At 73.1% G+C, this 16008-nt stretch carries 16 protein-coding genes; 9 read left to right on the top strand and 7 right to left on the bottom strand.

Annotation, left to right across the window (positions count from 1 at the left end):
* Nucleotides 1–54: 54 nt before the first annotated feature.
* Nucleotides 55–1047 (top strand): Ku protein, encoded by a 993-nt coding sequence (locus IRY44_RS02985; RefSeq protein WP_194798910.1) that lies wholly within the window; start codon nucleotides 55–57, stop codon nucleotides 1045–1047.
* Nucleotides 1048–1095: 48 nt separating this feature from the next.
* Here IRY44_RS02985 and IRY44_RS02990 read toward each other — a convergent pair whose 3' ends face one another.
* Nucleotides 1096–1488: a PPOX class F420-dependent oxidoreductase gene (locus IRY44_RS02990; RefSeq protein WP_174536027.1), complete on the bottom strand. Its 393-nt coding sequence runs from the start codon at nucleotides 1486–1488 to the stop codon at nucleotides 1096–1098.
* Nucleotides 1489–1551: 63 nt separating this feature from the next.
* Between IRY44_RS02990 and IRY44_RS02995 the strand changes: the two genes are divergently transcribed.
* From IRY44_RS02995 to IRY44_RS03015, 5 genes are all read left to right on the top strand, one after another.
* Nucleotides 1552–2301: an FKBP-type peptidyl-prolyl cis-trans isomerase gene (locus tag IRY44_RS02995; RefSeq protein WP_228531260.1), complete on the top strand. Its 750-nt coding sequence runs from the start codon at nucleotides 1552–1554 to the stop codon at nucleotides 2299–2301.
* A 139-nt stretch (nucleotides 2302–2440) separates the two neighbouring features.
* A complete protein-coding gene (locus IRY44_RS03000; RefSeq protein WP_194798974.1) occupies nucleotides 2441–3289 on the top strand; it encodes a hypothetical protein in 849 nt (282 codons plus the stop codon).
* 31 nt (nucleotides 3290–3320) lie between these two features.
* Nucleotides 3321–3974, top strand: coding sequence for an HAD family phosphatase (locus tag IRY44_RS03005; protein WP_194798911.1), 654 nt, complete (start codon nucleotides 3321–3323; stop codon nucleotides 3972–3974).
* A 41-nt stretch (nucleotides 3975–4015) separates the two neighbouring features.
* Nucleotides 4016–5152, top strand: a complete 1137-nt coding sequence (locus tag IRY44_RS03010; RefSeq protein WP_194798912.1) for a glutathione-independent formaldehyde dehydrogenase — start codon at nucleotides 4016–4018, stop codon at nucleotides 5150–5152.
* Between the two features lie 91 nt (nucleotides 5153–5243).
* Nucleotides 5244–6257 (top strand): NADPH:quinone reductase, encoded by a 1014-nt coding sequence (locus IRY44_RS03015; protein WP_194798913.1) that lies wholly within the window; start codon nucleotides 5244–5246, stop codon nucleotides 6255–6257.
* A gap of 179 nt (nucleotides 6258–6436) precedes the next feature.
* On the opposite strand, the gene IRY44_RS03020 is transcribed toward IRY44_RS03015, so the two are convergent.
* Entirely contained in the window at nucleotides 6437–8071 is a 1635-nt protein-coding gene (locus tag IRY44_RS03020; protein ID WP_194798975.1) for a fatty acid--CoA ligase, read from the bottom strand.
* 100 nt (nucleotides 8072–8171) lie between these two features.
* Here IRY44_RS03020 and IRY44_RS03025 point away from each other — a divergent pair, with 100 nt between their 5' ends.
* Nucleotides 8172–8663 carry an NUDIX domain-containing protein gene (locus tag IRY44_RS03025; protein ID WP_018785677.1) on the top strand — a complete coding sequence of 164 codons (492 nt, stop codon included), beginning with the start codon at nucleotides 8172–8174 and terminating at the stop codon, nucleotides 8661–8663.
* Nucleotides 8664–8670: 7 nt separating this feature from the next.
* Here the strand turns inward: IRY44_RS03025 and IRY44_RS03030 are convergent, their stop codons facing one another.
* Nucleotides 8671–10338: an MDR family MFS transporter gene (locus IRY44_RS03030; RefSeq protein WP_194798914.1), complete on the bottom strand. Its 1668-nt coding sequence runs from the start codon at nucleotides 10336–10338 to the stop codon at nucleotides 8671–8673.
* Between the two features lie 53 nt (nucleotides 10339–10391).
* Nucleotides 10392–10949, bottom strand: a complete 558-nt coding sequence (locus IRY44_RS03035; RefSeq protein ID WP_194798915.1) for a type 1 glutamine amidotransferase domain-containing protein — start codon at nucleotides 10947–10949, stop codon at nucleotides 10392–10394.
* A gap of 120 nt (nucleotides 10950–11069) precedes the next feature.
* Between IRY44_RS03035 and rfaE2 the strand changes: the two genes are divergently transcribed.
* Both rfaE2 and IRY44_RS03045 read left to right on the top strand, forming a co-directional pair.
* Nucleotides 11070–12896: a D-glycero-beta-D-manno-heptose 1-phosphate adenylyltransferase gene (gene rfaE2, locus IRY44_RS03040; protein WP_194798916.1), complete on the top strand. Its 1827-nt coding sequence runs from the start codon at nucleotides 11070–11072 to the stop codon at nucleotides 12894–12896.
* Nucleotides 12893–13765 carry a glycosyltransferase family 2 protein gene (locus tag IRY44_RS03045; protein WP_194798917.1) on the top strand — a complete coding sequence of 291 codons (873 nt, stop codon included), beginning with the start codon at nucleotides 12893–12895 and terminating at the stop codon, nucleotides 13763–13765. The genes rfaE2 and IRY44_RS03045 overlap by 4 nt, the downstream gene beginning before the upstream one ends.
* Here the strand turns inward: IRY44_RS03045 and IRY44_RS03050 are convergent.
* Genes IRY44_RS03050 through IRY44_RS03060 form a run of 3 tightly spaced genes read right to left on the bottom strand, consistent with a single transcriptional unit; the run spans nucleotide 13740 to nucleotide 15950 of the window.
* Nucleotides 13740–14903: a glycosyltransferase family 9 protein gene (locus IRY44_RS03050; RefSeq protein ID WP_194798918.1), complete on the bottom strand. Its 1164-nt coding sequence runs from the start codon at nucleotides 14901–14903 to the stop codon at nucleotides 13740–13742. The genes IRY44_RS03045 and IRY44_RS03050 overlap by 26 nt on opposite strands.
* A gap of 7 nt (nucleotides 14904–14910) precedes the next feature.
* The gene (locus tag IRY44_RS03055) at nucleotides 14911–15447 is read right to left on the bottom strand and encodes an Hsp20/alpha crystallin family protein (protein ID WP_194798919.1); all 537 of its coding nucleotides are present in this window, start codon (nucleotides 15445–15447) and stop codon (nucleotides 14911–14913) included.
* Nucleotides 15444–15950: a DUF2231 domain-containing protein gene (locus IRY44_RS03060; protein ID WP_194798920.1), complete on the bottom strand. Its 507-nt coding sequence runs from the start codon at nucleotides 15948–15950 to the stop codon at nucleotides 15444–15446. The genes IRY44_RS03055 and IRY44_RS03060 overlap by 4 nt, the downstream gene beginning before the upstream one ends.
* Nucleotides 15951–16008: the final 58 nt, after the last annotated feature.

Raw genomic sequence — 16008 nt, forward strand, 5'->3', positions numbered from 1 at the left:
GTCCCGTTCGATCGTTTGCGATTCTGGTGGTCAACCGGGGAGAGGAGCGCGGGTATGCGGGCGATCTGGAAAGGAGCGGTGTCGTTCGGCCTGGTGTCGATCGGGGTGAAGGTCTACTCGGCCACCGAGGAGAAGGACATCCGTTTCCACCAGGTGCACCGTGAGGACGGCGGCCGGATCCGCTACAAGCGCACCTGCTCGGTCTGCGGCGAGGAGGTCACCTACGACGACATCGCCAAGGGGTACGACATCGGCGGCGGCGAGATGGTGATCCTCACCGACTCCGACTTCGCCGACCTGCCGTTGAGCACGTCGCACGCGATCGACGTGCTGGAGTTCGTACCGGCCGAGCAGGTCGATCCGATCCTCTACAACAAGGCGTACTTCCTGGAGCCGGAGGGCTCGGCGACGAAGCCGTACGTGCTGCTGCGCGACGCGCTGTCCGACTCGGAGCGCGTGGCGATCGTCAAGGTGGCGCTGCGCCAGCGGGAGCAGCTCGCCACGCTGCGGGTCCGCGAGGGCGTGCTGCTCCTCAACACCATGCTGTGGCCGGACGAGATCCGCCGGCCCGACTTCGGTTTCCTGGACGAGGACCTGAAGGTACGCCCGCCGGAACTGGCGATGGCCAGCTCGCTCATCGACTCGATGGCCGGTGAGTTCGAGCCGGACGCGTTCACCGACGACTACCGGGCCGCGTTGCAGGAGGTCATCGACGCGAAGGTCGAGGGCCGCGAGGTGGTGCAGCCGGAGGAGGAAGAGGCGGCGCCGGCCGCCGCCGTCGACCTGATGGCCGCGCTGAAGGCGTCGGTGGAGCGGGCCCGGGCGGCCCGGGGCGAGGCGCCGTCCGGCGGCGGGGCCGAGCCGACGCCGATCTCGTCGGCGCGCTCCGCGAAGAAGGCCGCGAAGAAGGCGCCGGCGAAGAAGGCCGAACCGGCGAAGAAGACCACTGCCAAGAAGGCGCCCGCGAAGAAGACGGCGGCGAAGAAGGCCGAACCGGCGAAGAAGACCGCCGCCAAGAAGGCGCCCGCGAAGAAGAAGACCGCCTGACGCGTACGGCGATGGCCCCGCCCCGGTGGCGGGCGGGGCTCCCGCCGTTCAGCCGCGGCCGAGCTTCTCGGTCGGGGTGACGCGCACGATGACGCGCTCCTCGCCCGGGCGGCGCCAGGGGTAGGTGTCCTGGCCGAGGTACTTCTTCGCCATCCGGTCGATGTGCTCGTCGGCGCCCTCGGTGACGAACTCGACGGTGCCCTTGACCCAGAGCGTGCGGAAGTCGTCGGCCTTGTCCGCGACCGACACCGCAACCACCGGGTTGCGGGACATGTTCAGGTACTTCTGCCGGCCCTTGGCCGTGTTGAACACGATGTGCTCGCCGTCGGTGTCGACCCAGACCGGGGTGACGTGCGGGGTGCCGTCGGCCTCGATCGTCGCCACGTGCGCGAGCTGCGGCTCGCCGAGCAGGGCAAGGTCTTCTTCGCTGAGGATCGCCATTGTCGGAACGTACCCCGTGCGGTGCCCCCGTATCGGGCATCGCGTCCGGATCGTGGCGGCCGTATGGGCACGCTGGGGGTCCGGGCGGGTACCGTGTGCGCTGGCCTCGGCGGCGGCCCGCCGGGGGCGCACCCACCCACCCTGCAGGGAGTCGACGTGAGCGAGCGTGTGGAGAACCGGTCGGCGGGCCAGGCCCCGGCCACCAAGGCACAGCGGCGGCTGGCCGCCCAGCTGGCCGAGAAGAAGGCAGCCGAGGCGCGTCGCCGCCGGCAGTCGATCCTCGGCGCGGCGGTCGGCGTGCTCGCGGTGGTGGCCCTGGTCGGTGGCCTGGTCTGGCTGAACAGCGGGGACGACGACAAGACGTCCACCGCAGGCTCGTCGGCCAGCCCCACCACGCCGGCCGAGCCCACCGCGCCCGCCCAGGAGCTGCCCGCCGGCATCGACCCGGCGCTGAAGACCAAGCCGACAGTGCAGGCCGGCACCGGCGAGCTGAAGAAGCTCACCGTCACCACCCTGGTGAAGGGCACCGGGCCGGCGGTGAAGGCCGGTCAGAACATCACCACTAACTACGTGGGCGTGTTCTACAAGGACGGCAAGCAGTTCGACGCGTCCTGGGACAGCGGCCAGCCGGCCACCTTCCAGATCGGCGTGGGCCAGGTCATCAAGGGCTGGGACCAGGGCCTGGTCGGCGTGCCGGTGGGCAGCCGGGTCCAGTTGGACCTTCCGGCCGAGCTGGCGTACGGCAACGACGCCGCGGGCGGTCGCCCGGCCGGGCCGCTGCGCTTCGTCGTCGACGTGCTCGCTGCGCAGTAGATCACTCCGGGCTTCCGTCCGGTCACCCAGCGGCAGTAGGTTCATGGTCACCACGGACGGCACATCCGTCCGTGGTGATCTGCCCACCGACGCGGAGGTGCACGTGGCGGCGCTGGACGAGGCCGGGGTGACCCGGCAGATGTGGACGCTCTACGAGCCGGTCCACGCGGTGACCTACTTCCACCCCCGGGCCCGGGCCGCGTTCGAGGCGGTCGGGCTGCGGGGCTACTGGCGCGGCTACTTCGCCGGCCGGGCCGCGCCGCTCGGACCGGTCGACGCCCCGGCGGTGACTGCTGCCTTCTTCAGCTTCGCGCCGGCCATGGTGGCCCGCGCACTGCCGTCGGTGTGGCGCCTGGCCACCCCGGAGGAGGCACTGCGGGCCCGGCTCACCGGTGGCGTGCAGGCGCTCGCCGAGTTCACCTACGAGCTGCCCGAATCGCACCTGGTCGAGGCCGCCGACCTGCTGGAGGAGGCGGCCGGGCGGGTGGACACGGCCGGGCGGGTGCTCGGCGCGGTGAACGCCGCCCTGCCCCGGGGCGAGTACCCGCTCGCCCGGCTCTGGCAGGCCGCCGCGACGCTGCGCGAGCACCGGGGCGACGGGCACGTGGCGGCGCTCGTGACCACGGGCCTGGAACCGGTCGAGGTGGTGGCCTGGCGGTGCCGGGTCGACCAGTCGCGCGAGTTCCACCAGCCGGCCCGGGGCTGGACCGACGAGCAGTGGACCGCCGCCGAGCAGCGCCTCGTGGACAAGGGCTGGCTGACCGACGACCTGGACCCCACGGCGTACGCCACGGAGACGTTCCGCGTGGTCGAGGAGGCCACCGACCGGGCCGCGTCGGGCCCGTGGCGGGCGCTGGGCGCGGAGCGTACCGCCCGGCTGCGGGAGCTGCTGGAACCGATCGCGACGCGCTGCCGCACGATCATCCCGGCCAAGGCCCCGATCGGCCTTCCGGCGCAGCGTTCGGCGAAGGCGGCGCAGCCGCGGTGAACCGGGCCGCCGGCTGGGGCAGGATGGCGGAATGGTGGACGCGGTGCTCTTCGACCTGGACGGCGTGATCGTGGACTCCGAGCCGGTGTGGGAGGAGGTCCGGCGGGCGTACGTGGCCGAGCACGGCGGCGTCTGGCAGCCGGACACCCAGCGTCGGCTGATGGGCATGAGCACCGCCGAGTGGGCCGGCTACCTGAGCGGGGAGCTGGGCGTCGACAGGTCGGCCGAGCAGGTCGCCACCGAGGTGGTGACCGAGATGGCCCGGCGGTACGCGCAACACGTACCGCTGATCGACGGCGCCGACGCGGTCGTGCGCCGCATCGCCGCGCGGTGGCCGCTCGGGCTGGCCAGCTCCTCACCCACCCGGCTGATCGCGGCGGCGCTCGACGCGACGGGCCTGGCCGGTTCGTTCGGCGCGACGCTGTCGACCGAGGAAACCGCCCGGGGCAAGCCCGCGCCCGACGTGTGGCTCGCGGTGGCGCAGCGGCTGGGCGTCGACCCGGCCCGGTGCGTCGCGGTGGAGGACTCGTCGAACGGGGTCCGCTCGGCGGCCGCCGCCGGGTGCCGGGTGGTGGCGGTGCCGCATGCGTCGTACCCGCTCGATCCGGACGCCGAGGCGCTCGCGGCCGTGCTGCTCCCCTCGATCGGCGCGCTCACGCCCGAGGTGGTGGCGGGGATCGACTGAACCACCCACCCGCCGCCGCCACCCGGCCTACGGTCGGTGACATGAGGGCTGTGGTGTACGAGGGGCCGCACGAGGTGGCCGTCAACGAGGTCGACGATCCGCGGATCGAGGACCCGAACGACGTGGTCGTCCAGGTGACGACGACCGCGATCTGCGGTTCCGACCTGCACATGTACGAGGGACGGACGGCCGCCGAGCCGGGCATCGTGTTCGGCCACGAGAACATGGGCGTGATCGTGGAGACCGGGCCGGGCGTGACGAGCCTGCGCGTGGGTGACCGCGTCTCGATGCCGTTCAACGTGGCGTGCGGGTTCTGCCGCAACTGCCGCGAGCAGCGCACCGGGTTCTGCCTGACGGTGAATCCGGGCTTCGCCGGCGGCGCGTACGGCTACGTGTCGATGGGGCCGTACCGGGGTGGGCAGGCGGAGTACCTGCGGGTGCCGTTCGCCGACTTCAACTGCCTGAAGCTGCCGCCGGGCACCGAACACGAGAACGACTACGCGATGCTCGCCGACATCTTCCCGACCGGCTACCACGGGGTGGCGATGACCGGGCTGCGGCCGGGCGAGAACCTGACGGTGATGGGCGGCGGGCCGGTCGGGCTGATGGCCGCGTACTCGGCGGTGCTGATCGGGGCGTCCGAGGTGTTCGTGGTGGACCGGGTGCCGGACCGGCTGCGGCTGGCCGAGTCGATCGGCGCCACCCCGATCGACTTCAGCGCGGGCGACCCGGTCGAGCAGATCCGGGACCGGACCGCCGGGGTGGGGACCGATCACGGCGTGGACGCGGTGGGATACCAGGCGTCCGCACCCAGCGGCGAGGAGCAGCCGGCGCTGGTGCTGAACACGCTGGTGGAGGTGGTGCGCGCGACCGGGGCGATCGGCGTGGTCGGGCTCTACCTCTCGGCGGACCCGGGCGCCCCGGACGAGCACTCCGCCCGGGGTGAGCTGCTGTTCAAGGTGGGCAAGCTGTTCGAGAAGGGCCTGCGGATCGGCACCGGGCAGGCGAACGTGAAGACCTACAACGCGTACCTGCGGAACCTGATCACGGCGGGGCGGGCGACCCCGAGCTTCGTGGTGAGCAAGGAGTTGCCGCTGGACGCGGCGCCGGAGGCGTACCAGCGCTTCGACCGCCGCGAACCGGGCTACTCGAAGGTCGTGCTCAAGCCGGCCGCCTGACGAGCCGTCGTACGGTGGCCGGGTGTGCCCGGGGCCGCATGTTCGGGCGGCTGCCGGGTAGCGCACCCGGAAGGACGGCGGAGGGACGGCGATGAAGGCGATCGTGTACGAGCGCAGCGGGGACGCCTCGGTGCTCCAGGTGGTGGAGCGGCCGGTGCCGGAACCCGGGCCGGGCGAGGTGCTGGTCCGGATGGCCGTGTCGGGCGTGAACCCGACCGACTGGAAGGCCCGCCAGGCGTGGCCGCTGCCGGCCGGCTGGCAGATCCCGCACCAGGACGGCGCCGGGGTGGTCGAGGCGGTCGGCGAGGGCGTCGACCGGACGCTGATCGGTGAGCGGGTCTGGGTGTGGGAGGCGGCGTGGCAGCGGCCGTGGGGCACCGCCGCCGAGTACACGCTGGTGCCGGTCCGGCACGCGGTGCCGCTCGGTCCGGCCTCGTTCGATTTGGGCGCGGCGCTGGGCATCCCGTTCATGACCGCGCACCGCTGCCTGACCGCCGGTGAGTTCATGCCGGACAAGCTGCACGCCGGTGCGTTGAGCGACCACGTGGTGCTGGTGCAGGGCGGTGCGGGCGCGGTGGGCAACGCGGCGATCCAGCTCGCCCGCTGGGCCGACGCGTGCGTGATCACCACGGTGAGCAGCCCGGAGAAGGCGCAGCTCGCGGCGGCGGCCGGCGCCAGCTTCGTGATCAACTATCGCGAGCAGGACGTGGTCGAGGAGGTCCGCAAGGTCGCGCCCGACGGGGTGCACACGATCGTCGAGGTGTCCGCCGCCCGCAACGCCGCCGCCGACGTCCGGATGCTGCGCACCGGCGGGGCGGTCTGCGTGTACGCCGACGACGGCGGCGACGGGGTGACGTTGCCGATCCGGCCGCTGATGGTCCCGAACGCGCGCTGGCAGTTCGTGCTGATCTACACCGCGCCGAAGGTGGCGAAGGCGCAGGCGGTCACCGACATCGCGGCGGCGGTGGCTCAGGGCGCGATCCGGGTCGGTGAGGAGGCGGGCCTGCCGCTGCACCGGTATCCGCTGGCGGAGGCCGCTGCAGCGCAGCAGGCGGTGCAGGACAGCGTGGTGGGCAAGGTGCTGGTGAGCACCGCCGACGAGTAGGCGACCGGATTTCCGCGACAGCCGGACAGAAGCGAACAAGTTTCGCAACAATGACGGTGCGGGTCACCCCGTAACGGACGGGCGGCCCCGGCGCGGTGCGAACGCCGGGGCCGCCCTCTGGGAGGAATGTCCGTTGGGAACGCGTCCTACCCGTGTAGGCGACGGTACGCCGCGAAACGTTACGACGCGGTCAGTTCCCGCACGTCGAGGCCGCCGTCGGCGTACCGCGAGCGCACCACCTTCTTGTCGAACTTGCCGACGCTGGTCTTCGGCACCGCGTCGATGAACGCCCACCGCTCCGGCAGCTGCCAGCGCGCCACCGAGCCGGCGAGGAAGTCCCGCAGCTCCTCGGCCGTCACCGAGGTGCCCTCGCGGACCACCACGGTGGCCAGCGGCCGCTCGTCCCAGCGCTCGTCCGGTACGCCCACCACGCACGCCTCCAGCACCGCCGGGTGCGCCATCAGGGCGTTCTCCAGCTCGACCGAGGAGATCCACTCCCCGCCCGACTTGATCACGTCCTTGGCGCGGTCGGTGAGCGTGATGTAGCCGTCCGGCGAGAGCGTGCCGACGTCACCGGTCCGCAGCCAGCCGTCCCGGAACTTCTCCTCGTCCGGGGCGTCGTCGCCGATGTAGCGGGCGGTCACCCACGGCCCGCGTACCTCCAGCTCCCCCACCGACGTCCCGTCGGCCGGCAGCGGCTCGCCGGCCGGGCCGACGATCCGCGCGGTCACGCCCGCCGGGACGCGGCCCTGCGTGTAGCGGTAGCGCCAGGCGTCGTCGCCGGTCGCACCGGCCGGTGCCCGGGAGACCGAGCCCAGCGGCGACATCTCGGTCATGCCCCAGGCGTGGATGACGTCGATGCCGTAGCGGTCGTGGAACGCGTGCATCAGCGCCGGCGGGCAGGCCGAACCACCGACGATGACCTCCTTGAGCGAGGAGAGGTCCACCTCGTGCGCGTCCAGGTAGGCCAGCAGGTCGGTCCAGATGGTCGGCACCGCGCCGGCGAGCGTGGGTCGCTCGGCGGCGATCATCGCGGCGATCGGCTCGGCCTGGAGGAACCGGTCCGGCATGATCAGCGACGCGCCGGAGAGGAACGCCGCGTACGGCAGGCCCCACGACATCGCGTGGAACATCGGCACGATCGCCAGCTCCCGATCGTTCGGGCCGAGCCCGAAGCCCTCCGGCATGCAGACCTGGAGCGAGTGCAGGTAGATCGAGCGGTGCGAGTAGGCGACGCCCTTGGGGTTGCCGGTGGTCCCAGAGGTGTAGCAGAGGGCGGCGGCGTCGCGCTCGTCCACCTCCGGCCAGTCGAACTGGTCCGGGCGGTCGGCCAGCAGCGCATCCCAGTGGTGCACGGTGATCCGGTCGCCGGCCGCGGCCAGCAGCGGCGCCGGGTCGCCACCGCCGACCACCACCACGTGAGCCACTGTGGTCATCTCGCCGATCACCCGGGCGAGCAGCGGGATGAGCGTGGTGTCGACGAGCACCACCCGGTCCTGCGCGTGGTTGGCGATGTAGGCGACCTGGTCGGGGAAGAGCCGGATGTTGAGCGTGTGCAGCACCGCGCCCATGCTCGGCACGGCGAAGTACGCCACCAGGTGCTCGTTGTTGTTCCACATGAACGTGCCGACCCGCTCGTCGCCGGTCACCCCGCACTCGTCACGCAACGCATGGGCCAGCCGGGCGGCGGTGCGCCCGACCTCCGCGTACGTCATCCGGCGGGGTTCGGCGCCGGTCCAGGTGACCACCTCCGCCGCGCCGTGCACGGTGGAGCCGTGTTCGAGGATCCGGGCGACCTGGAGAGGGGCATCCATCATCGTGCTACGCATGGGTAACAAGGTAGTGGCGGCGGTCACATCTGCGGAACCCCCCGGAATCGGCGAGGTGATCACGGATGGTGCGTAGATTGTCCGGGTGAGCATCTCGTGGGCCGACTCGTACGTGGGGCAGCTCCGCGCCCTGGCCGGTGACCGCACCCTGATGTTCGTCGGCGCGCGCGCCGTGGTGCGCGACAACGCCGCCCGGGTGCTGCTGATCCAGCGTTCCGACAACGGCCAGTGGGCGTTGCCGGCCGGCGCCATGGAACTCGGCGAGTCGATCGCCGACTGCGCGGTCCGGGAGGTCCGGGAGGAGACCGGGCTGCGGGCGCTGCGGGTCAGCGCGTTCGCGCTCTACACCGGCCCCGACCGCACCCACACCAACATGTACGGGCACACGTACCAGGTCTTCACCACGGCGTTCCGGGTCGACGAGTGGGACGGCGAACTCGCCCGGTTCACCGACGAGACCACCGACTCCGGTTTCTTCCACCCGGCCGACTTCCCGCACCCGCTGTCGTCGAGCGTGCACGAGACGCTCGCCGACCTCGACGTGTTCGAGCAGACCAACCGGCTGATCCTCAAGTAGCCGCAGGTCACAGCATCGTCTGCGACTTCGCCTCCATGTCGGCGGCGGCCTCGTCCTTCGACTCCTTCGTCAGCGGCTTGCCGCCGGGCGCGGGCGCCTTCCCGCCGAGCGGGTCGGCGCCACCGGTGGCGCCCTGCGGGCCGGTGCCGCGCAACTGAAGGTTCGGCATCGCCAGCGTGACCAGCACGGCGATCACGGCGATCAGCCCGGTGGTCAGGAAGACCAGGTGCAGCGACTCGACGAACGCGGCCTGCACGGCGGCGCGTACCGGGGCGGGCAGGGCGAGGATCGCCGCCGGATCGTTGATCGAGAAGTCCCCGCCGGCAGTCACCGCGGCCCGCTGCTCCGGCGGGAGCTGTGCCAGCGCACCCGGCAGCCGCGCGGACATCTCCGAGGTGAGCCGGGACGACAGCACCGCACCGAGGATGGCCACACCGAACGAGCCGCCGAGCGACCGGAAGAACGTCGCCGACGAGGTGCCCGCGCCCAGGTCGCGGACGCTCACCGCGTTCTGCACGGCCAGGATCAGCGACTGCATGCACAGGCCCAGCCCGACGCCGATCACCACCATGTAGCCGAACGCGAGCCAGAGCGAGGTGCCCACCTGGAGCTGCTGGAACAGCAGCATGCCGGCCACCAGTACGGCCGCGCCGGCCACCGGGAACCACTTGTACCTGCCGATCCGGCTCATCGCCCGGCCGGTGAGCACGGAGGTGACGATGACGCCGGCCATCATCGGCAGCATCAGCAGACCGCTGCGGGTCGGCGAGGCGCCCTTGACGATCTGGAGGTAGAGCGGGATGAAGATGATCGACCCGAACATCACCAGACCGAGCACGAAACCCGCGCCGTTGGCGAGCGCGAACGTGGCGCTGCGGAACAGCCGCAGCGGCAGGATCGGCTCCCTGGTCCGGGCCTCCTGGACGACGAACAGCACACCCAGCACCGCGCCCGCGGCGAACAGCCCGACGATCACGCCGGAGCCCCAGGCGTACTCGGCGCCGCCCCAGCTCAGCGCCAGCAGCAGGCAGCTCACGCCGGCCACGAGCAGCGCCGCGCCGATCCAGTCGACCGTGTGCTCCCGCCGCTCGAACGGCACCAGTCGCATCACGTGCCAGCAGACCACGATGGCGAGGATCGCCAGCGGCACGTTGATGTAGAAGATCCACCGCCAGTTGTTCTCCGCGAAGTAACCGCCGACGAGCGGTCCGGCCACCGACGAGACGCCGAACACCGCGCCGAACAACCCCTGGTAGCGGCCACGCTCCCGGGGCGACACCACGTCCGAGATGATGGTGAACGCCAGCGTCATCAAGCCGCCCGCGCCCAGGCCCTGCACGCCCCGCGTGACGATCAGCTGGGTCATGTCCTGCGACAGCCCGGCCAGCAGCGAGCCGAGCAGGAACATCCCGATGGAGAACAGGAAGACCGGCCGGCGCCCGTACAGGTCGGCCATCTTGCCGTACAGCGGCGTCGAGGCGGTCGAGGCCAGCAGGTACGCGGTGACCACCCAGGAGTAGTGGTTGATGCCGCCCAGTTCGCCGACGATGGTCGGCAACGCGGTACCGACGATGGTCTGGTCCAGCGCCGCCAGCAGCATGCCGGTCATCAGACCGAACATCAGCAGGCGGATCTGTCGGGCGGGCAACGCGGGAGGGGCGGCCTGGGCGGTCATCCCGCTTCCTATCCCACCGGGGGCGGATCATGCCCCCGGTGGGCGTACGAGTTTCACCGGGCGGCGTGTCGCCCCTCGGCGAACTCCTCGACGATCTTGGCGCAGAACGCCGGCAGGTCGTCCGGCTTGCGGCTGCTGACCAGCCCGTTGTCGGTGACGACCTCCTGGTCGACCCACTTCGCGCCGGCGTTTGTGAGGTCGGTGCGCAGGCTCGGCCAGGAGGTGATGGTGCGGCCCCGCACCACGTCCGCCTCGACGAGCGTCCACGGGCCGTGGCAGATCACCCCGACCGGCTTACCGGCGTCGAAGAACGCCTTGACGAACCGGACCGCCTCCGGGTCCGTCCGCAGGAAGTCGGGGTTCGCCACGCCACCGGGCAGGACCAGGGCGTCGTACGCCCCGGCGTCCGCCTCCTCGGTGGTGACGTCGACCTGGTACTGCTTGCCGTGGTCGAGGTGGTTGAAGGCCTGGATCGTGCCGGACTCGATGGAGACCAGCTCGACCTGGGCGCCGGCGTTCTCCACCGCCTCCCGGGGCTTGGTGTACTCGACCTCCTCGACGCCGTCGGCGGCCAGGAAGGCGATGCGCTTGCCCTGAAGTGTCGCTGCCATGCTGTTCTCTCCTCTCCGGGGTACGTCTGAGACGGTTCCCCGGCCCGATGCCACGAAACCGGACGCATCGGGTGGCCCGCGTCGCGTTTGGCCCGACGGCCCGGGGGGATCCGCAGGGGCATGGCAGGAGCAGCAGCGGAAGAGCGCCGGCTCGCCACAGTCGTGACGAGCTGGCAGCAGCGCCCCGTGCTGGTCGTCGGGGACGCCATGCTGGACGAGTGGCGGTTCGCCGAGTCGGAGCGGCTCTGCCGCGAGGCACCCGCGCCGGTCCTCACCCTGCGGCGGCGGATCTCCGCGGCCGGAGGCGCCGCCAACACGGCGGTGAACGTCGCGGCGCTCGGCGGCCGGGCCGCGCTGGTCGCCCCGGTCGGCGCCGACGTGGCCGGCGACGAACTGCACGACTGCCTGGACCGGGCGGCGGTCTGGGACCGTACGGTGAGCCAGCCGGGCCGGCCCACGCCGGTCAAGCGGCGGATGCTCGCCGGCAACCAGATCCTGCTCCGCGAGGACTCCGGCGGCCCGGAGGACGGGCTGGACGCCGACGGCGTGGCCCGCCTGCTGACCGCGCTGCACTGCGCCACCGAGGAGCTGCGGGCGGTGGCCGCCGGCCAGCCGCTCACGCTCGTGGTCTGCGACTACGGCCTGGGCGCGCTGCCGTCGGCGGTGCGCGCCTGGCTGGTCGCCAACCGCGACCGGTACGGCACCGTGGCGCTCGACGCGCACGACCTGGCCGACTGGCGCGGACTGAACCCGACTGTGGTGACGCCGAGCTTCGCGGAGGCGACCCGGCTGCTGGCCCGCGCCGCCGCCGGGTTCGCGCACGCCGAGCGGGGTGCCGTCCCCAGCGGCGACGTGCACCTGGACCACCCGGCCGAGGCCGACGGCCCGTCCGAGCTGATGGTGGGCGCCGCGCCCGGCGGATCGGGTGAGCGCGTACCGGGCAGCCCGCATCCGACCTCCGGTACGCCCGCCGCCGAGGCCCCCACCGGGCCGACCGGCGAGCCGGTGCCGGGCGAGGAGCGGGTGGCGCTGACCGGCGACGGGCTGAGCGTCACCGGGACCGGCGTGACGGTGAGCGCGGCGGCCGGCGCCGGGGTGGACCGGGCTGTGCTGGCCGAGTCGCGCCTGCCCGAGCTGCGCGCGCACACCGGCGCCGACGTGGTTGCGGTGACCCTGGACACCGAGGGCGCTGTGGTCGGCGGCGCCGAGGGCGAGCCCCGGCGCAGCCACAGCACCCCGGTCCCGGCCAGCCACGCGGTGGGCGCCGGGGACGCGTACCTGGCGGCCATGACGCTGGCGCTCGCCGCCGACGCGGGCCTGCCCACCGCCGCCCAGCTCGCCCAGCTCGCCGCCACCATCACGGTGGCCGACACCGGCACCTGCGTGTGCCGGCGTCAGGACCTGCTGGCCGCGCTCGGCACCGGCCCGGACGAGGGCGGGCACCCGGCGCTGGTCGGCGCCGACGAGCTGGCCGCGCTGGTGGAGGAGCACCGGCAGGCAGGCCGGTCGGTAGTGTTCACGAACGGCTGCTTCGACGTGCTGCACCCCGGGCACGTCCGCTACCTGACCCAGGCCCGCGCGCTAGGTGACCTGCTGATCGTGGCGGTCAACTCGGACGGCAGCGTCCGGCGGCTCAAGGGCCCGGACCGGCCGGTCAACCCGGTCGAGGACCGGATCGCCCTGCTGGCGGCGCTGGCCTGCGTCGACCATGTGGTGGTCTTCGAGGAGGACTCCCCGGCCCGGCTGATCGAGGCGGTCCGGCCCGACGTCTACGTCAAGGGCGGCGACTACCCGCCGGAGATGGTGCCGGAGGCGCCGCTGGTACGGCGGCTGGGCGGGCAGGTGCGCACGCTCGGGTACGTGCCGGACCGCTCCACCTCGGCGATCATCGACCGGATCCGTGCCCACCCGGTCACGGACACGGTCGGCGAGAGCAGGCCGGCGTGACCCGTCCGCTCGACCCGGGCACGCCCGGACGGTTCCGGCACCACCGGCGGCTCGACGTGCTGATCCCCACCCGCAACCGGCCCGCCGAACTGGCTGTCACGCTGTCCGGGCTGGCCGCCCAGGAGGGCGTACCCGGGTTCGGCGTGGTGGTCAGCGACCAGTCCGACGGCGAGCCCGCGTACGCGCACCCGGCCGCCGCCACGATGGTCCGGGCGCTGCGCCACCGGGGGCACCCGGTGCTGCTGACCCGGCGGCTGCCCCGCCGCGGCCTGGCCGAGCACCGGTCCTACCTGCTGGCCCAGTCGGCTGCCGACGTCGTGCTCTGCCTCGACGACGACGTGTGGCTGGAGCCGGGTGCGCTGTCCCGCCTGGTCACCGCGCTCGACGAGCTGGGTTGCGGGTTCGTCGGCAACGCGGTGCACGGCCTCTCCTACGCCGACGACGTCCGCCCGGACACGCACCGGCACTACGAGGAGTGGACCGGGCCGCCGGTGCCGGAACGGATCATGCCCGGCACGCCGGAGTGGCACCGGGCGTCCATCCACCCGGCGGCGAACCTGCTGCACATCACCGAGAAGCTGAACCTGGCGGCGGGCGAGTGGCGCGCGTACAAGGTCTCCTGGATCGGCGGGTGCGTGCTCTACGACCGCGCCAAGCTCGTCGACGCCGGCGGCTTCGACTTCTGGGAGCGGCTGCCCGAGCGGCACCAGGGCGAGGACGTCGCCGCGCAGCTCGCCGTGCTGGAGCGCCACGGCGGCGCCGGGGTGCTGCCCAGCGGGGCCTACCACCTGGAGTCGCCGACCACTGTCACCGAACGCGACGTGGAGGCGTGGGAAGTGGTGCTCAGCGAGTCGCCGGCGGAGGTGTGAGCAGTTCGCGAGCCGCCTCGACCACCTCGGCCACCGGCACGTCGGCCACGAACGAGACGCGGTGCGGGCACTCGCCGTCGCCGGGCCGGTGCGGGTAGATCCCGGGTGTGCAGTCGACGCCGCAGACCGGGCAGTGGGTGGTCCAGGCGGCGATCGGGCGGTGCCGCCCGCGCAGCGGCGACGCCCCGTTGATCAGGTTGCCGACCCAGAAGACGCCGACTGTCGGCGCGCCCACCGCGGCGGCCAGGTGCAGCGGGCCGGTGTCGTTGGAGACCACGAGCGCGCACTCCGCGTACGCGGCCGCGAGCGCGCCCAGGCTGAGCGTGCCGACCTGGGGACGCACCGGAACGCCTGCCGCCGCCACCACCGCATCGACCGTCTCCTGCTCGGCGGGGGTGCCGGTGACAAGCACCTCGTACCCGTCTCCGGTCAGCTCGCGGGCGACCTCGCCGAAGCGTTCCGGCGGCCAGCGCCGCCGCGTGTCGGTGGCGCCCGGGTGCAGCGCGACCCGCGGCCGGGTGGGTTCGCCGAGCACGGCGGCGGCCTCCGCCCGGTCGGCGGCGGTGACCTCCAGCGCCGGGGTGATCGTGGTGGCGGGCGCGCCGACCAGGGCGGCCACCTCCAGGTAGCGGATCACCTCGTGCTGGTAGTAGACGTAGCGCAGCCACCGGTCCAGCGGCGGCGCTCCCTCGGCCCGCAGCCCGGCGGTGACCCGCGCGCCGAGCCCGGCCACGAACGGGTTCGAGTTGCCGCCGCCGCCGTGCACCTGCAACGCCAGGTCGAACCGTTCGGCGCGGGCGGCGGCCAGGAACGCCGGGACGTCACCCGGCGAATCGCCGGGCCCGGGATCGCGGATGCCGGGCACCGCCGGCACCACCAGCACCCGGTCCACCGGGCCGGGCCGGTCGCGCCAGAGCGCCGCGTGCCACGGCGCGCCGAGCAGCACGATCTCCGCCGACGGGTACGCGGACCGCAGCGCGTCCAGCGCCGGCAGCACGAAGATGAAGTCGCCGAGCGCGTTGGCGCGCAGCACGGCGATCCGCTCGACGTCAGGGACGCGCTCGCCGACCGGTCCGAGCACCGACGACGGCCCCGGGTCGCGGCGCGGCGAGTCGGAGTCGCCCGACGGGCTGGTCACGCGGCCCCTACGGCCTGTCGATCTCGTCGAGCGCGGTGTCCGGGTGGTGCAGCTCCCGGTCCGCGGCCGGGTCGGCGGGCATCTGCGTACGGTCGGCACCCGGTCGCGGACCGGTCCGCCCGACGGTGATGGTGCGCGGCGCGGGCCGGGTCGCCCGGGGCAGACGCACCCGGAGCAGACCGTGGTCCATCACCGCGTCGATTCGGTCCGGGTCCACGCGGGACGGCAGGTCCACGCGGTACTCGAAGCCCCGGGTGGTGAACCCGCCCGGGATGCCGTGGTCGGCGTTCACCTCGGCCTCCGACCGGGCGCGGACGCACAGCTCGCGGTCGTCCAGCTCGACGGCGACCTCCTCCGGCGCGACGCCGGGGAGCCGGACGACCACCTCCCAGCCGTCGGCCGTCTCGGCCAGGTCCACGTCCTGGCCGCCGGAGCGTCCGCCGACCAGCCGGCTCAGTTCGGAGCGCAGCGACTGGAGCTCGCCCATCGGATCCCAGCCCTGCTGGCGGCCACGCCAGCCCCGTCCGCCGCCCTGTTCCGTCATCGCGCGTCTCCGATCCGCTGTGTCGCCGAGGGGGGTCGCAGCGAGCTGGGCGCGTTGAGATCGTGCTCCGGGTCGACGCCGACACCGAGCCGGTCCACCAGTTCGCCGCCGAGCCACGCGCTGACGCCGAGGATCGCCAGGGCGACCACCTCGATGGCGACGAGTGCGCCGCCGGCCGCCCGGGAGTCGGCGTTGAGCCGGACCGCCCAGACCGCGGCGAACAGCAGGATGACCGCCACGTTGGCGGCGGCGTGGGTGACACCGACCCGCTTGGCGCGGGTGCCGGCCGGCAGGGCGAGCAGGTCGAACGCCCCGGCCGCCGCGGCCAGCAGGCCGCCGATCAGACCGACTGTGATGTTCCAGTACGCGACCTCGGCCAGGAAGCCGGGCCCGCCCACGGTGTCCACCACGTCGAAGATCACCGCGGTCACGAAGAGCGCCACCGGGAACATCACGAGCATCGGATGCACGGGATGGCCGAGCACCTTGAGCCGGCTCTCCATCTCGGCCTCCATCCGTCACGTCCGGCCGCACGCTGCGAACCGGTCCCTACCCGCCGGC

This window comes from Micromonospora sp. ANENR4 (assembly GCF_015354395.1).
Classification (GTDB): domain Bacteria; phylum Actinomycetota; class Actinomycetes; order Mycobacteriales; family Micromonosporaceae; genus Micromonospora; species Micromonospora aurantiaca.